The sequence below is a fragment of the Peptoniphilus stercorisuis genome (assembly GCF_017874395.1).
GTDB classification, from domain to species: Bacteria; Bacillota; Clostridia; order Tissierellales; family Peptoniphilaceae; genus Anaerosphaera; species Anaerosphaera stercorisuis.
In genome coordinates this window covers 1-25,905 of sequence record NZ_JAGGLJ010000011.1, presented here as the reverse complement: position 1 = coordinate 25,905, position 25,905 = coordinate 1, and the positions used below count along the sequence as shown (strand labels likewise).

Here is a 25,905-nt window from a genome sequence, read left to right as displayed (position 1 = left end):
ATATTAAAGTATCTTCTCAAGATCTAATATTTCAAGATTTCTTCTTTTTAATTCTTTATCTATTGAAGATATTACAGAGAGTTTGTCTTTAGTCCAAAGTGGTGCAATTAATTTTTCTCTATCTGGATCTCCTGTAAGCCTATGAATTACAATATCCTTTGGCAAGATTTCAATAGCATCACAAACTATATTAATATAATCTTCCTTTGATATGAGATTAAAGGGATTTTCTAAATAGTATTTTGCAAGAGGGCTGTCATTTTGAATATATAAAGAGTGAAATTTCACTCCAAAGGGATGAATATCTCTTACATAATTTACAGTTTTAATCATATCTTCATAGTTTTCATCAGGAAGACCAAAGATAATATGTGTTAAAAATCTAATATTATTATTTTTAAGTTTTTTAATATTTTCGTTAAAAACTTCATGAGAATATCCTCGATTTATAAAATCAATTGATTTTTCATTTATACTTTGCATTCCAAGTTCAACCCAAAGGAAGGTTTTTTTGTTTAATTCAACTAACATTTTCATTACTTCATCATCTAGACAATCTGCTCTTGTTGCAATAGAAAGTCCGATTATTTCTTCGTTTTTAATAATTTCATTATAAAGATTTTTTAAATAATTTATATCTCCATAAGTATTAGTAAAATTTTGAAAATAGGCTATATATTTATTGCTATTCCATTTTTTACTAAGTAATATTTTTTGAGATTTAATTTGTTCATTTATGGAATATTCTCTACTTGCAGCAAAATCACCACTGCCTTTTTCGGAACAGAAAATACATCCTCTATTTGATATATTTCCATCACGATTAGGGCAGGTGCATCCTGCATCAAGAGAAAGTTTTACAACTTTTCCATTAAATTTATATTTAAAATAATCATTAAAAGATAAAAATCTACGCATTTTAATCACCAAATTTATTTTTTAATAATTATATCATATTATTTTTTTGTTTTAATGTTATAATAAAAAAGATTGGAGGATATTTTGGTTAAACATTTAAATTTTGAAAATAAATATAATAATTATATAATAATTGCCAATGAACTTTTGTCAGAGGAGTCTTATTTAAAGGCATATGGTGCTTTTTTTAAAGCCTATAATTATGCTATAAGTGATGATAAGAAAATTGATGCTCTTTTTGAAATGGCAGATATTAAGCTTATATTTGAAGAATATATAGAAGCTAATGAAATATATGAGAAGATAATTGAAATAGATAATAGTAGAAGTGGGGCTTATTATGGTATTGCCCTTGTAAATGATTTTTTGGGACAAGATGTCAACAAATCTATAAAATATTACAAAGAGGCCATAAAAAAGGATGAAAATTATGATAGGGCCTATTACTATCTAGCTCATAGTTATGATAAGATTGGAAATAAAAAACTCGCTCTTGAAAATTTATTTAAGTGTATAGAAGTAGATGAAATGGATTTTATTTCCTATAATGATATTGGAGCAATTTACGAAGAATTGGGACAATATAATTTAGCTAAAGAATATTTTGAAAAAAGTTTAGAGATTAATCCAAGATATTTTAGAGCTCTTTTTAATATGGGAGTAATCTATAAGGATTTAGGCGATTTAGATAGAGCACTTGAGTATTATATGTCTGCTAAGGAATATAATCAAAATCCCTATATATATTTGAATATGTCAGCAATTTATATAGAGAAAAAGGATTTTAATGGTGCAATAAATATTTTAAATGAGGGAATTTATTTTAATCCAGATAGTGTAAATTTATTTTACAATAGGGCATGTTCTAAATCTAATTTAGATAGAGATGAAGATGCATTAATAGATTTAAAAAGGGCTATTGATATAAATAAAGAGGCTTATAATTGGGCTAAAAAAGATCCAGATTTATGTAATATTATTAAGGAGATGTAATTATGGTTATTATAAAAACTGAAGAAGAAATTCAAAAAATGATAGTTGCAGGTAAACTTTTAGCAGAAGTTCACCACGAACTAAGAAGTAGAATAAAACCAGGTGTTAAGACAATTGATTTAGATAGATTTGTAGAGAGCTTTTTAAAAGAAAGAGGAGCTTATCCTGAACAAAAAGGATATGAGGGATATCCATATTCTATATGTGCATCAGTAAATGATGAAATCTGTCATGGTTTTCCTGGAGAATATGCATTAAAAGAAGGAGACATTGTAACTGTAGATATGGTTGTAAATGTTGATGGATGGCTTGCAGATTCAGCTTGGTCTTATGCTGTAGGTGAAATATCTGATGAAGCTCAAAAATTGCTAGATGTAACAAGAGAAAGTATGTATAAAGGAATTGAACAAGCTAAAATAGGAAATAGACTTGGTGATGTAGCTCATGCTATTCAAGAATATGCAGAGTCAAATGGATATTCTGTAGTTCGTGAATTTGTAGGACATGGTATAGGAAGGGAAATGCATGAAGATCCACAAGTTCTACACTATGGAAAGCCAGGACATGGACTTAGAATTCGTGAGGGAATGGTATTTACAATTGAACCTATGATTAATATAGGAAAAAAAGAGCTTGTAATTGATGATGATGGATGGACTGCAAGAACAAAAGACGGTTCACTTTCAGCTCAATATGAACATCAAATAGCAATAACAAAAGATGGTCCAATTATTATAACAGACCAAGGAGATTGCTAAATTCAATTCTAAAATAGTAATGTTATTTACAGCAATTAATAGATTAAATAATTAAATAATTTATTAATTGCTGTATTTTATTTAAAAAAATTTAAGAGTAGGTGATATTATTAAAAAAGACATAGATTTACTTAAAGGCGATATTGCAAGTACTCTTTTTAGAGTTTCTTTACCGCTTATGGGAACGGCCTTTGTTCAAATGGCATATTCTCTAGTTGACTTATTATGGCTTGGAAAACTATCAACAAATGCAGTTGCGGCAGTTGGAACATCAGGTTTTTTTGTATGGATAGCTCAAGCTATTACATTAATAGCAGGAACAGGTATTTCAGTAGGGCTTGCACAGGCCTATGGAAAAGAAGATAATGAAGCTGCAGAAAAAATTGTAAGAAGTGGTTTTCAAGTTAATGCATTTAATTGTATAGCTTTAATGGCCTTTTATTTAATATTTAGAAATAATATAATTGGAATGTATAATCTTGAACCTATTTTAGAGCAAATGACAATTGATTATTTTGTAATAGTAACAATTGGTTTTATTTTTATATTTTCTACAGCTGCAATGTCATCTGCCTTCTATGCAAGGGGAAATAGTATAACGCCCTTTAGAATATCTCTTATATCTTTAATAATTAATATAATATTAGATCCAATTTTAATTTTTGGAATAGGACCTTTTCCAAGACTTGAAATCCAAGGAGCAGCACTTGCAACAGTAATTGCTCAAATTATAAATGCACTTTTATATCTATATCTTGGTGTTAAAGATAGAGAAATATATGTTAGAATAAATTATAGTAAAACTTTTAATAAAGAATCAATTAAAGATGTATTAAGACTTGGAGTTCCTGTATCTATTCAAAGTATTATTCATGCACTTGTTGGTGTAAAATTAAATCAATATATAGCAAGTTATGGATCAGTGGGAATAGCAGTATATGCAATAGGATCTCAAATAGAGTCTATATCTTGGATGAGTGCTGAAGGATTTGCTAAAGCTTTTTCTGCCTTTTTCGGACAAAATTATGGAGCAAGAGATTTTGAAAGATTAGAAAGAGGAAAAAAAGAGGGAATGAAAATTATTGTAGTTCTTGGAATATTTGCAACAGCTTTATTATTTTTCTTTAGTAAACCACTATTTAAAATATTCATACCAAATGATCCTATTGCAGTTGAATATGGATCTTGGTATTTAAAGATAATAGCAATATCAGAACTTTTTATGGCAATTGAAATAGGCGTTACAGGAATGTTAAATGGAATGGGACTTACAAAATATCCTGCAATTAATGCTGTAGTGCTTAATATTGCAAGAATTCCCTTTGCAAAACTTTTAATACCTGTCTTTGCATTAAATGGAATATGGGCATCTATGAGTTTATCAAGTGTATTAAAGGGAATAGTAATACTTGTAATATATAAATATTTATTTAGTAAGACAAATGGATTTAGAGAGAATATGAATAAATATATTCATAAAACAGAACAGATTATGTAGAGGTGAAAAATGTTAGAACAATTAAAAGAACCAATTAAAGGCGAAGAAGTAGTAATATTAAAAACTAACAAAGGAAATATTAAAATAAGACTTTTTGAAGAAGCAGCTCCAAAAACTGTGGAAAACTTCAAAGGACTTATTAATAAAAAATATTATGATAAAACAGTATTTCATAGAATAATAGATAATTTCATGATTCAAGGTGGAGATCCATCTGCAACAGGAATGGGTGGAGAAAGTATTTGGGGTAAGCCTTTTGAAGATGAATTTAATATGAATTATAGAAATATAAGAGGTGCTTTATCTATGGCAAATGCTGGACCTAATACAAATGGTTCACAATTTTTTATAGTTCAAATGGGACCTGTTGAAAAAGATATTATAAATCAAATGAGAAGTGCAGGAGAAAAAAAGGGATATCCAAGTGATGTAGTAGATGCTTATGAAAATCTTGGTGGAACTTATTGGCTAGATGGAAAACATACTGTTTTTGGACAAGTTTATGAAGGAATGGAAGTTGTAGATGATATAGCATCTGTTCAAGTAGATTTTAGAGATAAGCCATTAAATGATGTTGTAATAGAAGAAGTAATAATAGAAGAAGTAAAATAAGAAAACGAGGCTTAAGCCTCGTTTTTTAATGTTAATTTATAATATTTATATCCTAGATAAACTATATATGCATAGGCAATAGTTTTAGGAATCATAAGAAGTCCAACAAGTGGATAAGTTTCAGCAAATAAAACTACTGGAACATAAAAAGCAAAAGACAAAAATATTGCAATATACATAGTTTTAAATACATCATTTAATTTTGATTTTTTATAGAATAAAATTATCATAATAATTCCCATTATTGCAAAAGGAATATTTCTATAAATTGCAAAATTCATTGGTTGATGATATTCAAGCCACATATTTTGTGGAAGTAAACCAATTATAATTCTAATAATTGCAAGTATTAAAATTGTAAAAGTTAAACTTTTATTGTCTTCTTTATAATAGTCTTTATAAATTTTATAAAGTATTAAGTAGAAGATTGTCATCGTAATAGAAGTTACAGCCTTACCAAATCCAAGTGCTGCAGCATTTGCTTCAAATCCTGTAGTATTTAGTGCATAAACTCTAGGTATTAAGTGAAAAGCATCACCACAACCTAGTACAACAGACATAATTCCATAACTTTTTGTAATTTTATCTTTTGCATTTTTAATAAGATAAATTCCCATTCCAATTGCAAAAACTAAATAACAAATATCAAAAATACTTTCCATAATTCTTTGCATAATTCACCTCTTAATTTAAAATAATTTCTAAAGTTTTTCTAAAAAATCCAAGATTACTATTTCTTCTTTTAATTTGAGACAAAATATTGTCTATAATAAAGTCTAAAAATTCATCATCAGTTGTAATTAAATTAATTTTTTCTTTTACATTTATATCTTTGTTTAAAAGTTTCTCTAATTTATTTTTAAGTGCAAAAAGTTTTAAATCCATAGTATTATCACTTGGTTTTGACTTTGAACTCATTAAATAATTTAGAGAAAAATCATGGAATTCTAAAGATTTTTTGTAAATTAAAGAATAAATTTCATCTAAAGATTCTAAAAAATCCCTGCTATTTTCAATGATATTCTCAACTTCTAAATTTAATGTTTCCTTCCAGTAACTATTCATAATTTTATTTATTAAAGTATTCTTATCTTTAAAAAATTGATAAACAGTTCCAACAGAGACATCTGCCTCTTTTGCAAAGGATCTTATTGTAATATTTGAAAGTCCTTCTCTTTGTGCCATATTAATACCTATATTAATTAAATCATCTTCGCTAATATCAAGTTTTTTCATATAGCCTCCTTTATTATTCGAACAACGTTCATATGATTTATATTTAATATATACTCTTTTGGTGAAGTTGTCAATAAATTAAAAAAATAAATTTTAAAAAAGATTTTACTGCTATAATATATAAGATAGTTAATTTTATATTTGAAAGGAGTTTTATATGATTTTTAAAAATGCTAGATTAATAGATCCAAAGACTAATAGAGATGAAATAGTTGATATAGAAATTGAAAATGGAATTATTAAAAGAATTGGAAATATTAAAGAAGATGGAATTAATTTAGATAAAAAAATAATAGCCCCAGGTTTAATAGATATTCATGTTCATTTTAGAGATCCTGGTCAAACTCATAAAGAAGATATAATAACAGGCTCAAATTCAGCTGCTCGTGGAGGGTTCACATCAGTTGTATGTATGGCAAATACAAGCCCTAAAATAGATAATGTAGAGGTTTTAAAAGAATTTTTAGAAAAAGCTAAAAAATCAAATATAAATGTTTATACAGTTTCTGCACTTACTAAAAACTTCAATGGAAAAGATTTAGTAGATATGAAATCTATGCTTGAGAATGGAGCAATAGGTTTTTCTGATGATGGAATTCCTGATAGAAATACAGATATAGTTTTAGAAGCTATGAAAAAGGCGAAAGAATTAGATACAGTTTTAAGTTTTCATGAAGAGGATCCAAGTTTAATTAAGGAAAATGGAATAAATCATGGAGAGGTATCAGAAAGTCTTGGAATTTATGGAAGCCCACATATTGCAGAGGATGTTTTAGTTGCAAGAGATGTAAATCTCGCTTTATATACTGGTGCAAAGGTTGATATTCAACATATTTCATCAGCAAGAAGTGTAGATCTTGTAAGATATGCAAAAGATAAAGGTGCAAAGGTCTATGCAGAAGTTACTCCTCATCACTTTACTCTTACAGAAGATGCTGTTTTAAAATATGGAACTCTTGCAAAGATGAATCCGCCTCTTAGAACATCATATGATAGAGATGAAATAATAAAAGGATTAATAGATAATACTATAGAAATTATTGCAACTGATCATGCTCCACATAGTGAAGAAGAAAAAAATGTTGATTTAACAAAGGCACCAAGTGGAATAGTAGGACTTGAAACTGCTTTAGGTCTTGGAATAAGAGAACTTGTAAATAAAGGACATTTATCTATTCTAGAACTTCTAAGAAAAATGACAATTAATCCAGCGAAACTTTATAATTTAGATTCAGGATATATTGAAGAGGGCAAAAGTGCCGATTTAGTTATTTTTGATATAGATGAAGAGTGGAGCGTTGAAGATTTTTCTTCTAAATCTAAAAATTCACCATTTATAGGAGAAAAACTTCCTGGTAAAATATATTATACAATTTGTAATGGAGAAATAGTTTATAAAGCATAGCCTCGTAAAGAGGCTTTTTAAATTTAAAAAATATAATTTAAGTAATTTTAAAGGAGAATAATATGCATCAATATAAAGGTAAGTTAATAGTTCATACAGGATCAATGTTTAGTGGTAAGACTTCAAGTCTTGAAAAAGAGATGAAAAGATTTACAATTGCAGGTTATAAAACAGTTGCTTTTAAGCCTTCATTAGATACTAGATCAAAGGAAGAAAAAATAATAACTCATGATAATACTTCTTTTTCAGCTGTAGTTGTAAATGATATATATGAAATTAAAAAATTTATTAATTGTCACAATGTAGATGTAATTGGAATAGATGAGGTTCAATTTTTAGGTGGAGAAATAAAGGATATTGTCTGTGAGATAAATAATTTATTAAATATGGGAAAAACAATAGTAGTAGCAGGGCTTGATATGGACTTTAGTGCAAAACCTTTTGAAGTGGTAAAGGAACTTATGCCAAGGGCAGATTATTTAAATAAACATCATGCAGTTTGCTCAAGTTGTGGATCAGATGCTTGGGTATCTAAAAGAAAAACATCTAGCGAACAAAGAATTGTAATTGGTGCAACTGAAGAGTATGAGCCTCTTTGCAGACGTTGTTATAATCAATCCTTAAAAAAAGAACTTGAAAATAAATAAAGATTAGCTTATAATATAAACAATAGTAAAACTAATAAAAAGTTTAGTTTATAAACATTGTTAAAGGAGTTGATATTTTGACACCAAGAGAAAGAGAGATTATGGAATTAATCAGAAAAAATCCCAGCCTTTCTCAACAAGAAATTGCAGAGATGCTTTCAATAAAAAGGTCATCAGTAGCGGTTCATATTAATAATTTAAGCAATCAAGGATATATTTTGGGAAGAGGATATATCTTAAGAGATGAGCCATATATTACTGTTGTTGGGGGAGCAAATCTTGATATTTTTGGATATACAAATGAAAGTATAGTCTATAAGGATTCTAATCCAGGACATATTAGTCAATCAACTGGTGGAGTTGGACGAAATATTGCAGAAAATATTTCAAGACTTAATTTAAGAACAAGTCTTATAACTGCAATTGGAGAAGATGATAAGGGAAAAATTATATTAAATGAATTAAAAGAACTTGGTATAGATACTGAGAATATAATAATACTTCCACATGAGAGAACTTCTGTATATCTTGCCATTTTAGATGAAAATAGAGATATGGAACTTGCAATAAATGATATGGATATAATGGATAAGTTAAATCCTAATTTATTGTCAAAAAAGAAAAAAATAATTGAAAATTCAGTAGGTACTGTATTAGATACTAATTTATCTCAAGAAGCTTTAGATTATTTATTAAAAATGGTAGATCAAAAATATTATATAGATGCAGTATCAGCTAAAAAGGCAATGAAAATAAAAAATCTTTTAGATAAAATATATTTTTTAAAGGCAAATATTTATGAGGCGATGGTACTTTCTGATATGAAAATAAAAAATATATCAGATGCTGAAATCGCAGCTAAAAAACTAATTGATCTAGGTGTTGAGTCTCTTGTAATAACAATGGGTGAAGATGGATCAATTTATGCTGATAAGAAAAATTTAGTATATATAAAATCAAAGCCAATAAAAGTATCAAATGCATCAGGTGCAGGAGATGCCTTTATGTCTGCTTATGTTTATGGAAATATAAAAAAGATGAAGTTAAAGGATAAACTTAGATTTGCAACTGCTGCAAGTCGTGTAGCACTTTTATCTGAAAGAACAAATAGTGAGAGATTTGTTCTTGAAACAATTGAGGAGGAAATGAAAAATGTTGAATAATGAAATGTTAAAAAAATATGTTGAAATAAGCCCTGAAGTACAAGAAGCTATGGACAAAAAACTTCCAATAGTTGCTCTTGAATCTACTATTATATCTCATGGAATGCCATATCCACAAAACTATAATACTGCTAAAGAATGTGAAGATATAATTAGAGAAAACGGAGCTGTTCCTGCTACTACTGCAATAATCAATGGAAAAATCAAAGTAGGTCTTACTGAAGAAGATTTAATGTTTATGTCAACTTCAAAAGATATTGCAAAAACTTCTACAAGAGATTATTCATATATTGTTGCAAATAAGAAAAATGGAGCAACAACTGTTGCAACTACAGTTCTTACTTGTTCACTTGTTGGAATTAAATTCTTTGCAACTGGTGGAATTGGTGGAGTTCACAGAGGAGCAGAAACAACTTTTGATATTTCTAGAGATTTACAAGAACTTGCAAATACTGATGTAACTGTAGTTTGTGCAGGATGTAAATCAATTCTTGATATTGGTCTTACACTTGAATACCTTGAAACTTTCGGTGTACCTGTGTTAGGATATAAAACAGAGAAAATGCCAGCATTTTTCACAAGAGAATCTGAATTTAATCTAGATTATAGAGTAGATAGTCCAGAAGAAATAGCAAATACTGCAAAGACTAAATGGGAACTTGGTATAAAAGGTGGAGTTGTAGTTGCAAATCCAGTACCAGCAGAACATGCAATGGATGAAGATGTAATTAATGCTGCAATAGACAAAGCAATAATTGAATCAAAAGAACAAGGAATCCACGGAAAAGAAGCTACTCCTTTCTTATTAAGTAAAGTTCTTGAAGTAACTGAAGGAAAATCTCTTGAAGCAAATATTGCCCTTGTTAAAAATAATTGTAAATTAGGAGCAGAAATTGCAAAAAACTATTATAAAGAAATCTAAAAAAACATCAGAAAGTAGAATTAGAAGTTCTTATTCTATAATGCCTACAGATTTAAATACGAAGGGAACACTATATGGAGCAAGACTACTTGAATTTGCAGATAATTTAGCAGGTTCTGTTGCAATTAGACATGCAAGAGGTCCAGTTACTACTGCATCAATAGATAGTTTTGACTTTATTAAACCTTTTAAAGTAGGACAATTTTTATTTATTGAAGCATTTATTTCAGGTGTTGGAAATCAATCAATGGAAATATGTGTAAAATTTGTCGGTGAAGATGATTTCACAGGAGAAAGATTTTTAGGAGCTTTAGCTTTTCTAACATTTAGAGCTAAGGGATTAGAAGAAGATGAAATTCTTCCAAAAATTCAAGGTGAAAGTGAAGAAGAAATAAAAATCATAGATGGATATGAGATAAGAAGAGCTATTCTAAAAGAAAAAATAAAGAGAAACGAAGAATTTAAAAAAATTATAAATTTAGATTTTTAATTAAAAGGCTGCTAAAAAGCAGTCTTTTTTTCAATTTTAAAATAAAAAAATTTGGAAAGGTTTTTCTGAATATTAAGGCTTTTATAAAGCTTAATAAGTTGTAAAATATAAGATATAATAGAAGAAAGAAACTTAACATATTAGCAAAAATTTGATATTATTAAGGAAGCTGAATATTTAAAGGGGAAGTTAAATGAAGTTAAAAGTAGAAGAAAACAACTATGAAATAAATATAGGACAAAATATAGATCAAGAACTTAAAGATTATTTATCTAAAAATAAAAATAGAAAGATTGCTCTTATATCTGATGAATATGTATATTTTATTTATAGAAATAGGCTTCATAATATTTTATGTGATTTTGATTATGATATTTTTACATTTCCACAAGGAGAAAAATCAAAATCAATGAAAACTTATAGTGAAATATTAGAGTTTTTGTCAGAAAATGACTATTCAAGAGGAGATGTAATACTTGCTTTTGGTGGTGGAATAACAGGCGATTTAGCTGGTTTTGTCGCTTCTACTTATTTAAGAGGAATAAATTTTATTGCAGTTCCTACAACTCTTTTGTCTATGATTGATTCATCAGTTGGTGGGAAAAATGGAATAAATTTTAATGGACTTAAAAATCAAGTTGGAACTTTTTATTTTCCAGAATATGTTCATATTGACTATTCTTTTTTAGATACTTTAAAGAAGAGAGACTTAAATAATGGTTTGGCAGAAATGTTTAAGTATTCAGTGTTAAAAGATAAAAATTTATTTGAAATATTAAAAAATAATGAAAAACTAGATTATGAATATTTAATTCATAGATCTCTTGAGATAAAAATTGAATTTGTTAAAGATGATATTCGAGATAAATCTATAAGGCAACATCTTAATTTAGGACATACTATAGGTCATGGAATAGAAGGCCTTAGTAAGTATGAAATAAACCATGGAGAGGCCGTTGGGATTGGTCTGATATATGTATCTAGAGCTGCATATAAACTTGGAATTGCAAGTGAGCCTTTTTATAAAGATTTAATTGAGGAATTTAAAAAATATAATCTTCCAACAGAGTATGATTTTAAAACAGATGAAATCTTAGAAATTATGAAACATGATAAAAAAATTAAGGATAATAAAATCAATCTTATTATTCCTACGGAGATAGGAAATACTATAAGTAAAACTTTAAGTTTTAATGAGCTTAAAAATATTATAGAACTTGGAAAAGAAATATGAATATAGTAGTTTATCCTAAAAAAATATCAGGAAGTATTAATGGGATTTCTTCAAAATCCTATGCTCAAAGGGCAATTTTTATTTCGGCTTTATCAAAGGGTGTATCTTTTCTAAAAATAGATACTATTTCAGATGATATAAAAAGGGCATTAGATACTATAAAATCTCTTGGATGTGAAATAGATTTAGATGAAAATATTTATAAAATAAAACCTCCAAATATTTATAAATCAAATACTTATAATGTTGGAGAAAGTGGAACGACCCTTAGATTTTTAATTCCAATTATTTCTGTATTAGGTCTTAATGGAAAAATCATAAGAGAGGGAAGTTTAATAAATAGACCTAATGATATTTATTTTGATTTAATACCAAGTCATGGTGCTTTTATTAAAGAAGATAATGAATATATTATTCAAAGTGGAAGTATTAAAGAGGGAATTTATGAACTTGATGGAGATATAAGTTCTCAATTTATTTCAGGGCTTTTAATAGCTTTATCTTATTTAGAAAAAGAAAGTAAGATTATTGTAAATAAAGAACTTCAATCAAAAGATTATGTAAATATGACAATTGATATTTTGGAAAAATTTGGTGTTGAGATTATTAAAGATAAAAATATCTATACTATTAAAAATACTCCTAAAGGTACAAAATACATTGTAGAAAAAGATTGGAGTAATGCTTTATTTTTCTTAGCTGCTGGAGTTGAAGTTATAGGACTTAATAAAAATTCAAAGCAAGGGGATAAGGAAGCTCTTTTATTTCTAGAAGATTTAGGATTTTTTAATATTTCAAAGGATGAATTTAAGTTAGAGAAAATAAAGAAAGAAAAAGATATAAGAATTTTAGATGCAAAAAATATTCCGGATACTGTTCCGATTCTTTGTATATTATCTGCTATTACAAAGGGATATACAAAAGTAATAAACACTAAAAGGCTTAAGATTAAGGAAAGTAATAGAGTGAAATCTACTATTGAGATGTTAAGAAATTTAGGAGTAGATGTTGTGGAATATAGCGATAGTTTTTCTTTTAATTCTGTAGATGAATTTAAAGAATGTAAAATTAATTCTTATAATGATCATAGAATTGCAATGTCTGCTACAATTGCTTCTAATTTTTCAAAAGGAAAAATAGAAATACTTGGTGCAGAAAGTGTAAATAAATCTTATGTTAATTTTTATGAAGATTTTAAAAATCTTGGAGGAGAAATAGATGTCATATAGTTTCGGAGAAAAATTTAAGATTACTACATTTGGTGAGTCCCATTCAGAAGCTATAGGTATTGTTATTGAAGGAGTTCCCTATGGAACTAAAATAGATTATAATCTAATAAGAAAAGAGTTAAATAGAAGACGTCCTGGGAAAAACTCTTATAGTACAAAGAGAAATGAATTAGATGATTTTGAAATTTTATCTGGAGTTTTTAATGGAGTAAGTGTTGGATCTTCAATAGGTGCAATTATTAAAAATAAAAATCAAATTTCAAAGGATTATTCTAATTTAAAAGTTAATCCAAGGCCATCACATTCTGATTATCCAGCTTTTATAAAGTATAATGGATTTAATGATATAAGAGGTGGTGGGCAGTTTTCAGGAAGACTTACTGCTCCTATTATGATTGCAGGAGCAATAGCAAAAAGTATATTAGAAAAAGAAAATATTTTTATAACATCTCATATTAAAAGTATTTATAATATTAATGATGATGAAATAGATCTTGCTAATATAAAAAAAGAAGATTTAATAAATATAAAAGAAAAAGAATTTCCTGTTATTAATGACAATAAGGGAAATGAGATGATTAGTTTAATTGAAAAAGTTAGTGGCGAAAAAGACTCAGTAGGTGGAATTATTGAAGTTGTAATTTTTAATATGCCAATAGGTGTAGGGGAGCCATTATATGATTCTGTAGAATCTAAAATTTCTTCAGGTATATTTTCTATTCCAGGAGTTCGTGGAGTAGAATTTGGACTTGGATTTGATGCTACAAAGCTAAAGGGAAGCACTCACAATGATGAGTATTATTATGATAAAGATGGCATTGTAAAAACTAAAACAAATAATCACGGTGGAGTGATTGGTGGAATGACTAGTGGAATGCCAATTGTCTTTAAAGTAGCTATAAAGCCTACAAGTTCTATAGCTAAAAGACAAAGTACTATAAATATAGAGAAAAAAGATGTGGAAAATATTGAAATTGCAGGAAGACATGATCCATGTATTGTTCCAAGAGCACTTCCAGCTATTGAGGCAATAACTGCGATTAGTATATTAGATTTGATAATGTTGGGAGATTTTTATGGGATTAGATAATTTAAGAAAAGAATTAGATGAAATTGATAATGAATTAATAGAAGTTTTCAAAAAGAGAATGGATATTACTAAAAAAATCGGCAGATATAAAAGAGTAAGAGATGTTCCCGTTCGTGATAGGGGACGTGAAAATGAAATTATAAAAAGGCTTGAGAATCAAGTTGAAGAGGAATATAAATTTGCAGTAGAGCCTTTATATGAAAAGATATTTCAACTAAGCAAAGAGTATCAAGTAGAACTTATGAATAATAATAAATACTCTCCAGAGGAGTATTATGGTTTAATTGGTAAGAAATTATCTCATAGTAAATCACCTTATATTCACAAAATAATAGGTGGATATGAATATGATTTATATCCTATGGATGAGTTTGAATTAGAGAACTTTTTAAGCAGAAGACAATTTTCAGGAATGAATGTAACTATTCCATACAAGGTTGAAGTTATGAAATATATAGATGAAATATCTTCTTTAGCAAAGGAAATAGGATCAGTAAATACAATTGTAAATAAAAAAGGTAAGCTTTTTGGATATAATACTGATTATAGTGGATTTGAGTATATGTGCAAAAAGGCAAATATTACATTAAGAGATAAAAATGTTTTAGTTCTAGGAAGTGGTGGAGCAAGTAAGACTATTCAAGCTCTACTAAGAGATGAAAAAGCAAAATCAATTACTGTTATAAGCAGACATGGAGAAAATAATTACGAAAACTTATATGATTTTAAAGATACAGAAGTAATAATAAATACTACTCCTATAGGAATGTATCCTAATAATTTAGAGTGTAATGTAGAAATATCTCAATTTGAAAAATGTGAGTCTGTTATAGATATTATTTATAATCCTCTAAAAACTAAAATGATATTAAATGCTGAGAGAATGGGCAAAAAAACAGCAACTGGACTTGATATGTTAGTGAGCCAAGCTTATTATGCATCAAAATTATTTTTGGGAAAAGAAATTCCAATTGAAGTTGTAGAGAGAACTACAAAGAGAATAAAAGCAGAAATGTTAAATATTGTACTTGTAGGTATGCCAGGATCTGGAAAAACTACAGTAGGTGAAGCACTTGCAAAAAAATTAAATAGAAAATTTGTAGATATTGATAAATACATTGAAGAACAAGAAAAGATGAATATTTCTGAAATTTTTAGAACTAAAGGCGAAGGTGAATTTAGAAATATTGAGTCTGAGGTAATTCAAAAATTTGCAAAAGAAACTGGATATATTATTGCAACTGGTGGAGGAACTCCTGTATATCAAGAAAATAGTAATGCAATAGTACAAAATGGCTATGTAATATTTTTAGATAGAGATTTAGATAAATTAGAAAGAATAGGAAGACCTCTTTCTAAGGATATGAATAGTTTAGAAGTTCTTTATAAAAATAGATATAATATATATAGAAGTATTTCAAATAGATATGTACCTGTAAAAGAAAATATAGACGAAACTTTAGATTTTATATTAAGAGGACTTGTAAGAGATGAAATTATTAGTTGTAAATGGGCCTAATATTAATTTATTAGGTCTAAGAGAACCTAAAATTTATGGTAATAAAAACTACTGTGATTTATTAAGATATTTAGAAAAACTTCAAAGTGAGTTAAATATAAAAATAGATCATTTTCAAAGTAATCATGAAGGAGATATAGTAGATACTATTCAAGACTCATATAAAAAGTATGATGGTATTGTAATAAATCCTGCAGCTTATACTCATACAAGTGTTGCAATATTAGATGCACTAAAAGCTGTAAATATTCCAACTGTTGAAGTTCATATTTCAAAAGTTTCAGAAAGAGAAAATTTTAGACAGATTAATTTTATTCGTGAATATGTAATAAAATCCTTTGAAGGTTTTGGAATTGAAGGATATAAATATGCTATAGAATATTTGAAAGATTATTTAAACAATCAATAATGGGAGTTTCTCCCAATACATAATATACTTAATATTGACAAATTATAATAAAAAGTATATAAATAGTTTTTAACATTAGAAAAAAGATATAGTTTATATAGAAGTATGGGAGAGAGAATGGATAAATTAAAATTAACTGGAAAAAAGAAAATTATTAAAGTTAGAGATTTGGAAATAGGAGGAGAAAAACCTATTTTTATTGCAGGACCTTGCTCTATTGAATCAGAAGAACATATTATAGATGAGGCAAATAATCTTAAAAAAATTGGAGTAGATATTTTAAGAGGTGGAGTTTTTAAACCAAGAACAAGCCCTTATGATTTTCAAGGACTTGGATATGAAGGATTAGAATATTTTAAAAAAGCTGCAGATAATGTTAATTTACCAATTATAACAGAAGTTCTAAGTGAAGATGATATAGAAAAAATGATTGATTATGTAGATATTTTTCAAGTAGGTTCTAGAAATATGTATAATTATTCTCTATTAAAAAAACTTGGAAAAACTAATAAACCAGTATTATTAAAAAGAGGTTTTAGTGCAACTATAAAAGAGTGGACTATGGCTGCTGAATATATTGCAATGGGTGGAAATGAAGATATTATTTTATGTGAAAGAGGAATAAGAGCTTTCAATGACTATACAAGAAATACACTTGATCTAGCAGGAGCCCTTGTAGCAAAGAATTTAACAGGACTTCCTGTAATAGTAGATCCAAGTCATGGAACAGGAAGACGTGAGCTAATTGGACCTATGACAGATGCAGCAATTGCCTGTGGACTTGATGGAGTAATAATTGAAACTCATAGAAATCCAGATACTGCTCTAAGTGATGGTGAACAAACTATTACTTATAGTGATTATGAAAAAATACGAGGAAAATATTTATAATGAAAATTATTTTTTCACCTGCTAAGGATATGGATTTTTCTAAAAAAGTATATAGTGAAGATTTATTTATCAGTGAAAAAACAAAGGGTATTTTAAAAGAGATTAGTCTTTTAAGTAAAGAAAATCTTAAAAAATCTTTAAAATTAAGTGATAATTTATTAGATGATGTCTATGATTATTATGAAAATTTTTATGAAAAACCATTTTTTCGTGCAATAGATTTATATAATGGACTTAGCTTTAGACAATTAGATAAGAATTTTACTGAAGATGAAGAAAAATATATAAAAGATTATTTAATAATATTGTCTAGTTTATATGGAATGATAAATGGACTTAAATATATATCGCCCTATAGACTAGATATGAATGCAAAGATAAAAGTTGATAATTTAAATTTAAAAAAGTACTGGATAGAAGAATATAATAATATAAATAAAAACGAAAAAATATTTAATCTAGCAAGTGATGAATTTTCATCTTTAATAAATAGAGAAAATTATGAATTTATAGATTTTGAATTTTATAAGATAAAAAATAATGAATTAAAAACTCATTCTACAACATCAAAAAAAGGTAGAGGGATACTTCTTAATTCTCTTATAAAAAATAAAATAGAAAATTTAGATGAACTTTTAAAAATAGAAATAGAAAATTTAATATATAGAGAAGATTTATCTTCAAAAAATAAAATAGTTTATATTTTAAATAATTAGCTACCTATAATGGTAGCTTTTTTATTGCTTTAAACTTTAAAAAAATACTTTTATTTTGTAATATATATATAGGGAGTGGATTTATGAAAAATAGGAAAAGTAAAAAATTTATTTGTATTTCATTTATAATTAGTTTTGTAGGAACAATAAATTTGTTTTTAAATAGAAAAGAAAATAAGAATATAAAAAAGTTTGAAATTAATGAAAATAATAGTGATATAAAATTAAAAAAGGAGGAAGCATAATTTTAATAAAACATTGTATTAGCATAATGTTTTAAATAGAAATTATGATATAATAATTATGATTATTGGAAGCTGTAAACTTAAACTTAGATTGTATTCTCCTAGTAGTTTAAAGGAGAAGAGAATGATTTTAAAATCGCTAATTGAAAGACTTAAAAATAGATTTAATATTTCCATAGCAGAAGTTTCTGATAATGACCTATGGCAAATTGCAACTATTGGAATTGCTATAGTATCTAAAGATAGAGTATATGCAGATGAGGTGATCAATAAGATAATTAATTTTATTGACTCTTTTGATGCAGTTGAAATTATAGATTATGATATAGAAATGTTGTAGGAGAAAATGAGAAAATTATTGACAAAAGATGAAACAAAGGAAGTATTAGAACTTTTAAATGAAAGATATCCAAATGCAAAATGTGAGCTTGATCACAATAGTCCCTTTGAACTATTAGTAGCTACTATTTTGTCTGCACAATGTACTGATGTAAGAGTAAACTCTATTACAAAGGATATGTTTAAAGATTATAATACGCCCTATGATTATTTAGAACTTGGAATAGTAGAACTTGAAAAAATAATAAAACCTTGTGGTTTTTATAGAAATAAAGCAAAAAGTATTATGGGAACATCTAAAAAAATAATTGAAGAATTTAATGGAGAAGTTCCTCATACTATAAAAGAGCTAATGACTCTTCCAGGTGTTGGCAAGAAAACTGCAAATGTAGTTGCTTCAACTTGTTTTGGAGTACCTGCAATAGCTGTAGATACTCATGTATTTAGACTTGCTAATAGAATTGGTTTTGTTGATGAAAAAAATGTTTTAGATACAGAAGCTTCTCTTCAAAGAAAAATTGATAAAAATATGTGGACTAAGGCCCATCATTTATTAATATTTCATGGAAGAAGAACATGTAAGGCAAGAAAACCTATATGTGAAGAGTGTAATATAAATTCATATTGTAGATATTACTTAAAAGGGGAAGGTAATGGAAAAATATATTGATTTGCTAAAGGCAAAGGACAAAAAAACTGTAATTACAACAGTCATTGCTTTTTTTATATTATTTACATTTATTTATTATGCCCATGAAGTTCGTGAAACTCACATACATCATGGAGTAAAAATAGAAAATATAAAAGTTTCTGGATTAAGTCAAAAAGAGGCTATAAAAAAAGTGGAAGAAGCAAAAGAAGAAGAAAATAAAAATGCTCAAGTTACATTAAAATTAAATGACAAAAACTATTTTATACCTTTTAAGGAACTTGGATATAATGTGGATATAGAAGATGCAGTAGATAGAGCCTATAATGTTGGAAGGACAAAAAATCCTTTTAAAAACTTCTTTGTAATTGTAGGAACAACTGTATTTCATAAAAATATAGAATTATATGAATCTTTTAATAAAGAAAGTGTAAATATTGCAATAGATAAACTTGAAGAAAATATTTATAAAAAGCCAAAGGATGCAAATTTAACTATAAAGGAAAAAGAGCCTATTATTGAATCTGAAAAACTAGGTAGAACTTTAGATATTAAAAAAACTAAGGAAGAAATAAATGGATACTTAGAAAAAAGAGAAGAAATAGAACTTCCTGTAATAGATATTCAGCCAAAAATCTATAAACATGATTTCAATGGAATAGATACATTACTTTCAGAATTTTCAACAAAGTATTCTGCAAGTATAGCTAATAGAAAAGAAAATATTGCAATAGGAGCAAGTTTCTTTGATGGTATTTTAGTAAAACCAGATATGGAAGTTTCTTTTAATGAAACCGTTGGAGATATTAACGAAGATAGAGGATTTAAATCTGCTGGAGTAATAATAAATGGTGAGCTAGATAGTGGTATTGGTGGAGGAATTTGCCAAGTTTCAACTACTTTATACAATGCAATAATAAGAGCTGATTTAGATGTTGTTGAAAGAATTAACCATACAAGACCTGTAAATTATGTGCCTCTTGGAACTGATGCTGCAGTTGTAAGTGGATATAAAGATTTAAAATTTAAAAATAGTTCTAAATATCCAGTTTATATTAAATCCTATGCAGATGGAGATAATTTAGAATTTAAAATATTTGGAAATAAAGAACTTAAAAAATATGATATTAATATTGTTCCAAAGCTTGTATCTGTAAATAATCCTCGTGAAATAAAACAATATTCTACAAGTATTCCAGTAGGAAGAACAGATGTAAAAAAATCTGGTGCAAAGGGATATTATTATGAAACTTATAGAGAGTTTGTAGAAAATGGTGAAATTGTAAAAAGTGAAAAGCTATCAAATTCAAACTATATAGCAAAGGATAGAGTAGTAGTAATTGGTGAGGGAGATCCTGATGAAATTAGAGAAAGAAAACTTGCCAAAGAAAAAAGAGCTAAGGAACAAAAACAAGAAAAATTAAGTATGAATTAAAAAAAGACCATTTTTATGGTCTTTTTTATATTATTCTAAAAAATTTATTGTTATTTGCAATATAAGTTTTGTCTTCTAATTTTTCAAAAAACTGTTCAGCTAAATCGCCACTTATAGTGCCATGTTTATGTCCAAATTCATCTTGGTATTTTGTAGTGGATAGTTTTTCAAACTCATTTCCACTTAAAGGTCCCTTTTCAGACATTAGAAAATTCATTCTATATTCATTAATTGCAATTATTAAACTATCATCATCTTTAACTTCTTTTCCATTTGTGTATTTTATATTTTTAACTCTATTACCTATTTCTTCATCTAAATCTATTTCATATAATAAATTTCCAAAGATATCAAAGGTCTTGTATTTTAGTTTTGATCTTTTTTCATTGACAACGACTTTTTCATCTATTTTATCAAAATAAGAAGCACTCCACTCCATATATTTTTTAAGATGGAAACCTTTAATCTTATATGTAGAAACTTCTCCTCCAGAATAGGAATATAAATTTGACATATGAAATCTTTTTAAAGGTCCATTAGAAAGATAGGCTTTTGTATTATCTATTTGAAAGGAGCATATATCTGCATTAGAAAAACTCAGCATAATATCTGTAATAAAATGAGCTAGTGGACTATCTTCTAAATCTACATTTCTATTTTCTTCTGCGTTTTTAATATATCCTAGAGTCTTATGTGTGAAATCTATTATTTTTTCGTGATAAGTTTTGTAATATTCTATAATATTTTCATCAGGTTCAAAACTTTCTATATCTATAAGTGAAGAACTTTTTGAGATAAGTTTATTATTATCAAATACAAGTTTGATTTTAGAAAGATTTTTACCATAGACAAAGGGCTGTGTAATAAGTATATCTTTATAAAAAAATTCTTCTATTTTTTGATGAGTATGTCCACAGATTACTACATCAAGTAGATTACTATTACTTAAATTATCAATAATAGATAAAGCACCACTATTTAAATAGCTATTTTCATTTTTAAGTCCCATATGAAAAAGACCAATAATTACATCTGATTTATCTTTAATATCTTCTAAAATATTTTCTAGTTCTATTACAGGATCAGTTATAATTAAATCTCCTAAGGCCTCTTTACTTTCAAATTTATTAATTAGGGGAGTATTTACTCCAACAAAGGCAATATTTATTCCATTGATATTTAATATTTTATATTTTTTAAAAAAATCATCATTGGAATTTGCCATTAAAGTTGTATTATTAAATTGCTTTATAACATTTTTTAAATTATACACTCCATAATTAAATTCGTGATTGCCAAGATTCCAAATAGAATATCCTATTTTATTCATTACATCTATTGCAGGATGTGGAATATTTTCGTTAAAGTTTCCAATAAAATTTCCTTGAATCATATCGCCATTATCAACTATAATTTTATTTTTGGAATTTGAGTTTTTAAAAGCTGTATTAATCGCAGCTAAGGAATTAGAACAATTTTCATTTTTAACATAATCATAGTTATCAATAAATCCATGAACATCTGATGATGCAAAAATATTTATTTCCATAAATTCCTCCATTTCTAAAAGAATAGCATATATCTTTAATGAAATAAAGTAAAACTTTCTAGTAATATTAAATATCTTTATATTAAGTAAAAGCATATATATAAGTATAAATATAAATAGTTTTTATTTTTAATGTTTTAGAAATACTCCTAAGTATGATAAAATAACTGAAGGAAAAGCGAGGTTATAAAATGTCAAAACAACTTATACTTGCAGAGAAACCTTCTGTTGCAAGAGATATAGCAAGAGTTTTAAAAGTAAATGGAAAAAATAAGGGCTATTTTGAATCAAATGATAAAATAGTTACATGGGCATTAGGCCATTTAGTCACATTAAGTACGCCAGAGGAATATAATAAAAGATTTCAAAAATGGGATATGGACGATCTTCCAATAGTTCCAGAAGAGATGAAACTTAGTGTAATAAAAAACTCAAGAGCACAATTTAATACTGTAAAATCACTTTTAAATAGAAAAGATGTTTCTGAAATTGTAATTGCAACAGATGCTGGTCGTGAAGGAGAACTTGTTGCAAGGCTAATACTTAAAATGAGTGGATGTCATAAAAAAACAAAGAGACTTTGGATATCTTCTGTAACAGATAAAGCTATTAAAGATGGATTTAATAATTTAAAAGATGGAAAAGAATACTATAATTTATATAGATCAGCTATGGCAAGAGCAGAAGCTGACTGGATAGTTGGAATAAATGGATCACGTGCTTTAACTTTAAAATACAACACACCATTATCCTGTGGACGTGTTCAAACTCCAACATTAAATATTATTAAAAAAAGAGATGAAGAAATAGCATCTTTTATACCAAAGGAATATTTTGGAATAAACTTAAAGACAAATACTATGGAATTTAAGTGGGTTAATAAAAATAATGTTCAATCTATTTTAGATGAGAGTAAAATTGATAATATTATAAATGTAATAAAAAATGAAAAACTTGAAATTGTAGAAGTAGAATCTAAGAAAAAGAAAAAATATCCACAAGAATTATATGACCTTACAAATCTACAAAGAGATGCAAATGTAAGATATAATTTTTCTGCGAAGGAAACTTTAAATATAATGCAAAATTTATATGAAAGACATAAGGTCTTAACATATCCTAGAACAGATAGTAGGTATTTAACAGATGATGTTGTAGGTACTTTAAAGGATAGATTAAAGGCAATGTCAACTGGAAGTTATAGGTCCTTTGCAAGAGAGCTAATGAATAAAAATATAAGTGCAAATAAAAGATTTGTAAATAATTCAAAAGTATCTGATCACCATGCTATTATTCCAACAGAAGAAAGACTTAGCTTAGATAATTTAACAGATAAAGAGTATAAAATTTATGATTTAGTAGCTAAGAGATTTTTATCTATGTTAATGGATCCCTATGAATATGAAGAAGTAAAAGTAGTTGCTAAGGTAAATAATGAAGTATTTATTGCAAAGGGAACTAAGGAATTATCTCTTGGATTTAAAGCACTTGATTCTTATGAAGAAGAGCAAGAAGAAAATCAAAAAATATATAATCTAGAATCTGGAATGAGCCTATCTATAAAAGATATTAAAAAAACTAGAAGAAAATCTCAACCACCATCAAAATTTAACGAAGGATCACTTCTTTTAGCTATGGAAAATCCAACTAAATATGATAGTGATATGAGTAAGGTTAAAAAAGAAACTCTAAGAGAAACTGGTGGAATAGGAACTGTTGCAACTCGTGGAGATATTATTGAAAAATTATATAGTTCTGATTTAATTGAAAATAAAAATAATAAAATTTCAATTACAAGTAAAGGTACTCAATTACTAGAGCTTGTTCCAGAAAGACTAAAAAGTCCAGAGTTAACTGCTTCTTGGGAATTAAAGCTAAGACAAATTGAAAATGGTAAATTAAAGGATAAAGAATTTTTATCTGAAATAAGAGATTTTTCAAGAGAAAATATAGATGAAATTAAAAAGAGTAAGTATAAATTTAGACATGAAAATATTACAAATATAAAATGCCCTGAATGTGGTAAATATCTATTAAAAGTAAATAGAAAAGATAGAGAAATGCTTATTTGTGAGGATTATAATTGTAATTATAGAGAAACTATTTCAATTCTTACTAATGTAAGATGTAATAAATGCCATAAGAGACTTAGATTAATATCAAGTGGTGACAAGAAAACTTATATATGCGATAATTGTGGATATAGAGAGTCTAAGGAAAGTATGGATAAGAAATTTAAAGCAAATAAAAATAAAATGAAAAAATCAGATGTTAATAGATTTTTAAATAAACAAGATAATGAAAATGAGCCAGTTAATACATCACTTTCAGATGCACTTAAAAATTTAAAATTTGATTAGGAGATTAAATGATAGATTTTTTTAAAAAATTTAAAATTAGAAAATATAAATCAATTTATGATAGAATATTAGATCTAGAATCTAAAAAATTATTAGATGAAAATTCACTTATAGACTTTTATAGTGATAAAGAATATAAAGCAGGAACTTTTGAATATGATTATTTAAGAAATAAAGATATTGTAAAAAATAAAAAAACTTTTGATTTAAATAATGGAATAGACTTATTTATGAAAAGAGATCCATCAAGTATTATAGTAATGACAGAATATTTTGAAAAAAATAGAGCATTAGAGTCAATTCATGGCTTTGAATCCTATTTATTATCCCAAGATATATTTGATGAACAAAGGCTACTTGGACTTTCAATTTTATTAATGAGAGATACTAATTCAATAGAAGCTGTTAAATTCGGAATACTTTTAACTAGATATTACCAACTTAAAAATGCTCCTGCTGCAGTAGAAATTATTAAAAATTTATCTATTCATCCAGAGTTTACTTATTATGGTTTAGAAGTGTTAAAAGTATTAGATAATTATGAGAAACTTTATAATGAAATAGTTAGTAATACTTTTTCATATGGTAAAAAAATTGGGGAGTTAATAAAATGAAATTAGGAAATCAAAAATTAAAAGTTAATAATATTACAAATCATGGTGCTTATTTAGTATCAGAAGAAAATGAAGAAATACTTCTACCGAAGCAAGAAGGCTATAAAGAACTTGAAAAAGGTGAAATAGTAGATGTATTTGTATATGACAATGGTAGAGGAGAAAGAGTTGCAACTTTAAAAGAAACTTTTATTAAAGTTGGAGAAGTTAAAAAACTTGAAGTTGTATCTAAAACTAAATTTGGATATTTTGTAAATATTGGATTAGATAAGGATATATTTCTACCATATAAAGAAACTGTAGGTAGAATAAATGTTACAGAAAGCTATTTAATGATGTTATATATTGATAAATCAGATAGACTTTGTGTAACTATGAATATTGAAAAGAAATTAAAAACAAATGATAAATTTAATGTAAATGATATTGTATTTGGAACTATTTATTTAATAGACAATAGAGGAGCTCATGTTGCTATTGAAGATAAATATAATGGATTAGTATTAAAACAAGAATTAAAGGGCATATACAAAGTAGGAGATGTAATAGAAACAAGAATTCAAAGAATATTAATGGATGGAAGAATCACTCTTACTTTAAGACAAAAAAGCTACAAACAAATGCATAGAGATGCAGAGTTTTTACTAGAACTTGTAGAAGATAATGATGGAGTATTACCACTTGGTGATAAATCAGATCCAGAACTTATATTTGAAGTTACAGGACTTTCTAAAGGAGCATTTAAAAAAGCAGAAGGTGCTTTATATAAAGCAAGACTTGTAGAACTTTATCCTGAAAAAATAGTTTTAAAAAGAAAATAAATTTAATTAATTAAGAGGCTTAGGCCTCTTTTTTTGTACTTTTTTTAAAAATATGTTATTATATAATTAATAGGTAGTTGCAGAATAGGAATTTGATATTTAAGGATACTTATCCCCAATTAAAATCTTTAATGGGCAAATAAAATAGCTAAATTACTAAGTT

At 26.7% G+C, this 25,905-nt stretch carries 27 protein-coding genes; 23 read left to right on the top strand and 4 right to left on the bottom strand.

What is annotated here, in order from left to right; genetic code table 11:
• Window positions 1–3: 3 nt before the first annotated feature.
• A complete protein-coding gene (gene mnmL, locus J2Z71_RS06220; RefSeq protein WP_210061082.1) occupies window positions 4–918 on the bottom strand; it encodes a tRNA modification radical SAM protein MnmL/YtqA in 915 nt (304 codons plus the stop codon).
• Between the two features lie 84 nt (window positions 919–1,002).
• On the opposite strand from mnmL, the gene J2Z71_RS06215 reads away from it, so the two are divergent.
• The 4 genes from J2Z71_RS06215 (at window position 1,003) to J2Z71_RS06200 (ending at window position 4,779) form a co-directional block, all read left to right on the top strand.
• Window positions 1,003–1,911 (top strand): tetratricopeptide repeat protein, encoded by a 909-nt coding sequence (locus J2Z71_RS06215; RefSeq protein WP_210061075.1) that lies wholly within the window; start codon window positions 1,003–1,005, stop codon window positions 1,909–1,911.
• 2 nt (window positions 1,912–1,913) lie between these two features.
• Window positions 1,914–2,669: a type I methionyl aminopeptidase gene (gene map / locus J2Z71_RS06210; protein WP_210061068.1), complete on the top strand. Its 756-nt coding sequence runs from the start codon at window positions 1,914–1,916 to the stop codon at window positions 2,667–2,669.
• Between the two features lie 178 nt (window positions 2,670–2,847).
• Window positions 2,848–4,167 carry an MATE family efflux transporter gene (locus J2Z71_RS06205; RefSeq protein WP_245311196.1) on the top strand — a complete coding sequence of 440 codons (1,320 nt, stop codon included), beginning with the start codon at window positions 2,848–2,850 and terminating at the stop codon, window positions 4,165–4,167.
• Window positions 4,168–4,176: 9 nt separating this feature from the next.
• The gene (locus J2Z71_RS06200) at window positions 4,177–4,779 is read left to right on the top strand and encodes a peptidylprolyl isomerase (RefSeq protein ID WP_210061060.1); all 603 of its coding nucleotides are present in this window, start codon (window positions 4,177–4,179) and stop codon (window positions 4,777–4,779) included.
• An 11-nt stretch (window positions 4,780–4,790) separates the two neighbouring features.
• On the opposite strand, the gene J2Z71_RS06195 is transcribed toward J2Z71_RS06200, so the two are convergent.
• Window positions 4,791–5,453, bottom strand: a complete 663-nt coding sequence (locus tag J2Z71_RS06195) for a hypothetical protein (protein WP_210061058.1) — start codon at window positions 5,451–5,453, stop codon at window positions 4,791–4,793.
• A 10-nt stretch (window positions 5,454–5,463) separates the two neighbouring features.
• Window positions 5,464–6,015 carry a TetR/AcrR family transcriptional regulator gene (locus J2Z71_RS06190; RefSeq protein WP_210061057.1) on the bottom strand — a complete coding sequence of 184 codons (552 nt, stop codon included), beginning with the start codon at window positions 6,013–6,015 and terminating at the stop codon, window positions 5,464–5,466.
• Window positions 6,016–6,172: 157 nt separating this feature from the next.
• On the opposite strand from J2Z71_RS06190, the gene J2Z71_RS06185 reads away from it, so the two are divergent.
• The 16 genes from J2Z71_RS06185 to J2Z71_RS06110 all read left to right on the top strand — a co-directional run bounded on the left by J2Z71_RS06185 (window position 6,173) and on the right by J2Z71_RS06110 (window position 20,398).
• Complete coding sequence (locus J2Z71_RS06185; protein ID WP_210061055.1) at window positions 6,173–7,420, top strand: dihydroorotase; 1,248 nt, start codon at window positions 6,173–6,175, stop codon at window positions 7,418–7,420.
• A 62-nt stretch (window positions 7,421–7,482) separates the two neighbouring features.
• Complete coding sequence (locus tag J2Z71_RS06180) at window positions 7,483–8,067, top strand: thymidine kinase (RefSeq protein WP_210061053.1); 585 nt, start codon at window positions 7,483–7,485, stop codon at window positions 8,065–8,067.
• 77 nt (window positions 8,068–8,144) lie between these two features.
• A complete protein-coding gene (locus J2Z71_RS06175) occupies window positions 8,145–9,230 on the top strand; it encodes a carbohydrate kinase (RefSeq protein WP_210061051.1) in 1,086 nt (361 codons plus the stop codon).
• Window positions 9,220–10,152 carry a pseudouridine-5'-phosphate glycosidase gene (locus J2Z71_RS06170; RefSeq protein ID WP_210061049.1) on the top strand — a complete coding sequence of 311 codons (933 nt, stop codon included), beginning with the start codon at window positions 9,220–9,222 and terminating at the stop codon, window positions 10,150–10,152. The genes J2Z71_RS06175 and J2Z71_RS06170 overlap by 11 nt, the downstream gene beginning before the upstream one ends.
• Window positions 10,124–10,642: an acyl-CoA thioesterase gene (locus J2Z71_RS06165; protein ID WP_245311195.1), complete on the top strand. Its 519-nt coding sequence runs from the start codon at window positions 10,124–10,126 to the stop codon at window positions 10,640–10,642. Before J2Z71_RS06170 ends, J2Z71_RS06165 begins: the two co-directional genes overlap by 29 nt.
• Before the next feature lie 193 nt (window positions 10,643–10,835).
• Entirely contained in the window at window positions 10,836–11,876 is a 1,041-nt protein-coding gene (gene aroB, locus J2Z71_RS06160) for a 3-dehydroquinate synthase (protein WP_210061047.1), read from the top strand.
• Window positions 11,873–13,105, top strand: coding sequence for a 3-phosphoshikimate 1-carboxyvinyltransferase (locus J2Z71_RS06155; RefSeq protein WP_210061045.1), 1,233 nt, complete (start codon window positions 11,873–11,875; stop codon window positions 13,103–13,105). Before aroB ends, J2Z71_RS06155 begins: the two co-directional genes overlap by 4 nt.
• Window positions 13,095–14,195, top strand: coding sequence for a chorismate synthase (gene aroC / locus J2Z71_RS06150; RefSeq protein ID WP_210061043.1), 1,101 nt, complete (start codon window positions 13,095–13,097; stop codon window positions 14,193–14,195). The genes J2Z71_RS06155 and aroC overlap by 11 nt, the downstream gene beginning before the upstream one ends.
• Entirely contained in the window at window positions 14,182–15,714 is a 1,533-nt protein-coding gene (locus J2Z71_RS06145) for a shikimate kinase (RefSeq protein WP_210061036.1), read from the top strand. The genes aroC and J2Z71_RS06145 overlap by 14 nt, the downstream gene beginning before the upstream one ends.
• Window positions 15,686–16,123: a type II 3-dehydroquinate dehydratase gene (gene aroQ / locus J2Z71_RS06140; protein ID WP_210061032.1), complete on the top strand. Its 438-nt coding sequence runs from the start codon at window positions 15,686–15,688 to the stop codon at window positions 16,121–16,123. The genes J2Z71_RS06145 and aroQ overlap by 29 nt, the downstream gene beginning before the upstream one ends.
• A gap of 117 nt (window positions 16,124–16,240) precedes the next feature.
• On the top strand, window positions 16,241–17,014 hold the full coding sequence (gene aroF / locus J2Z71_RS06135) for a 3-deoxy-7-phosphoheptulonate synthase (RefSeq protein WP_210061030.1): 774 nt from the start codon (window positions 16,241–16,243) through the stop codon (window positions 17,012–17,014).
• Entirely contained in the window at window positions 17,014–17,730 is a 717-nt protein-coding gene (locus J2Z71_RS06130; RefSeq protein WP_210061023.1) for a YaaA family protein, read from the top strand. Before aroF ends, J2Z71_RS06130 begins: the two co-directional genes overlap by 1 nt.
• A gap of 83 nt (window positions 17,731–17,813) precedes the next feature.
• Window positions 17,814–17,975, top strand: coding sequence for a hypothetical protein (locus J2Z71_RS06125; RefSeq protein ID WP_210061021.1), 162 nt, complete (start codon window positions 17,814–17,816; stop codon window positions 17,973–17,975).
• A 58-nt stretch (window positions 17,976–18,033) separates the two neighbouring features.
• Window positions 18,034–18,315, top strand: coding sequence for a DUF503 domain-containing protein (locus J2Z71_RS06120; protein ID WP_210061009.1), 282 nt, complete (start codon window positions 18,034–18,036; stop codon window positions 18,313–18,315).
• A 6-nt stretch (window positions 18,316–18,321) separates the two neighbouring features.
• Window positions 18,322–18,984: an endonuclease III gene (gene nth, locus J2Z71_RS06115; protein WP_210061007.1), complete on the top strand. Its 663-nt coding sequence runs from the start codon at window positions 18,322–18,324 to the stop codon at window positions 18,982–18,984.
• Complete coding sequence (locus tag J2Z71_RS06110; RefSeq protein WP_210061005.1) at window positions 18,968–20,398, top strand: VanW family protein; 1,431 nt, start codon at window positions 18,968–18,970, stop codon at window positions 20,396–20,398. The genes nth and J2Z71_RS06110 overlap by 17 nt, the downstream gene beginning before the upstream one ends.
• A 25-nt stretch (window positions 20,399–20,423) precedes the next feature.
• Here J2Z71_RS06110 and J2Z71_RS06105 read toward each other — a convergent pair whose 3' ends face one another.
• Complete coding sequence (locus J2Z71_RS06105) at window positions 20,424–21,947, bottom strand: bifunctional metallophosphatase/5'-nucleotidase (RefSeq protein ID WP_210061004.1); 1,524 nt, start codon at window positions 21,945–21,947, stop codon at window positions 20,424–20,426.
• Window positions 21,948–22,138: 191 nt separating this feature from the next.
• Here J2Z71_RS06105 and J2Z71_RS06100 point away from each other — a divergent pair, with 191 nt between their 5' ends.
• From J2Z71_RS06100 to J2Z71_RS06090, 3 genes are read left to right on the top strand one after another with little or no spacing between them, the layout of a single operon-like run.
• Window positions 22,139–24,307, top strand: a complete 2,169-nt coding sequence (locus J2Z71_RS06100; protein WP_210061002.1) for a DNA topoisomerase III — start codon at window positions 22,139–22,141, stop codon at window positions 24,305–24,307.
• An 8-nt stretch (window positions 24,308–24,315) separates the two neighbouring features.
• On the top strand, window positions 24,316–24,921 hold the full coding sequence (locus tag J2Z71_RS06095; RefSeq protein WP_210061000.1) for a hypothetical protein: 606 nt from the start codon (window positions 24,316–24,318) through the stop codon (window positions 24,919–24,921).
• Window positions 24,918–25,742 carry a CvfB family protein gene (locus J2Z71_RS06090; RefSeq protein WP_210060998.1) on the top strand — a complete coding sequence of 275 codons (825 nt, stop codon included), beginning with the start codon at window positions 24,918–24,920 and terminating at the stop codon, window positions 25,740–25,742. The genes J2Z71_RS06095 and J2Z71_RS06090 overlap by 4 nt, the downstream gene beginning before the upstream one ends.
• Window positions 25,743–25,905: the final 163 nt, after the last annotated feature.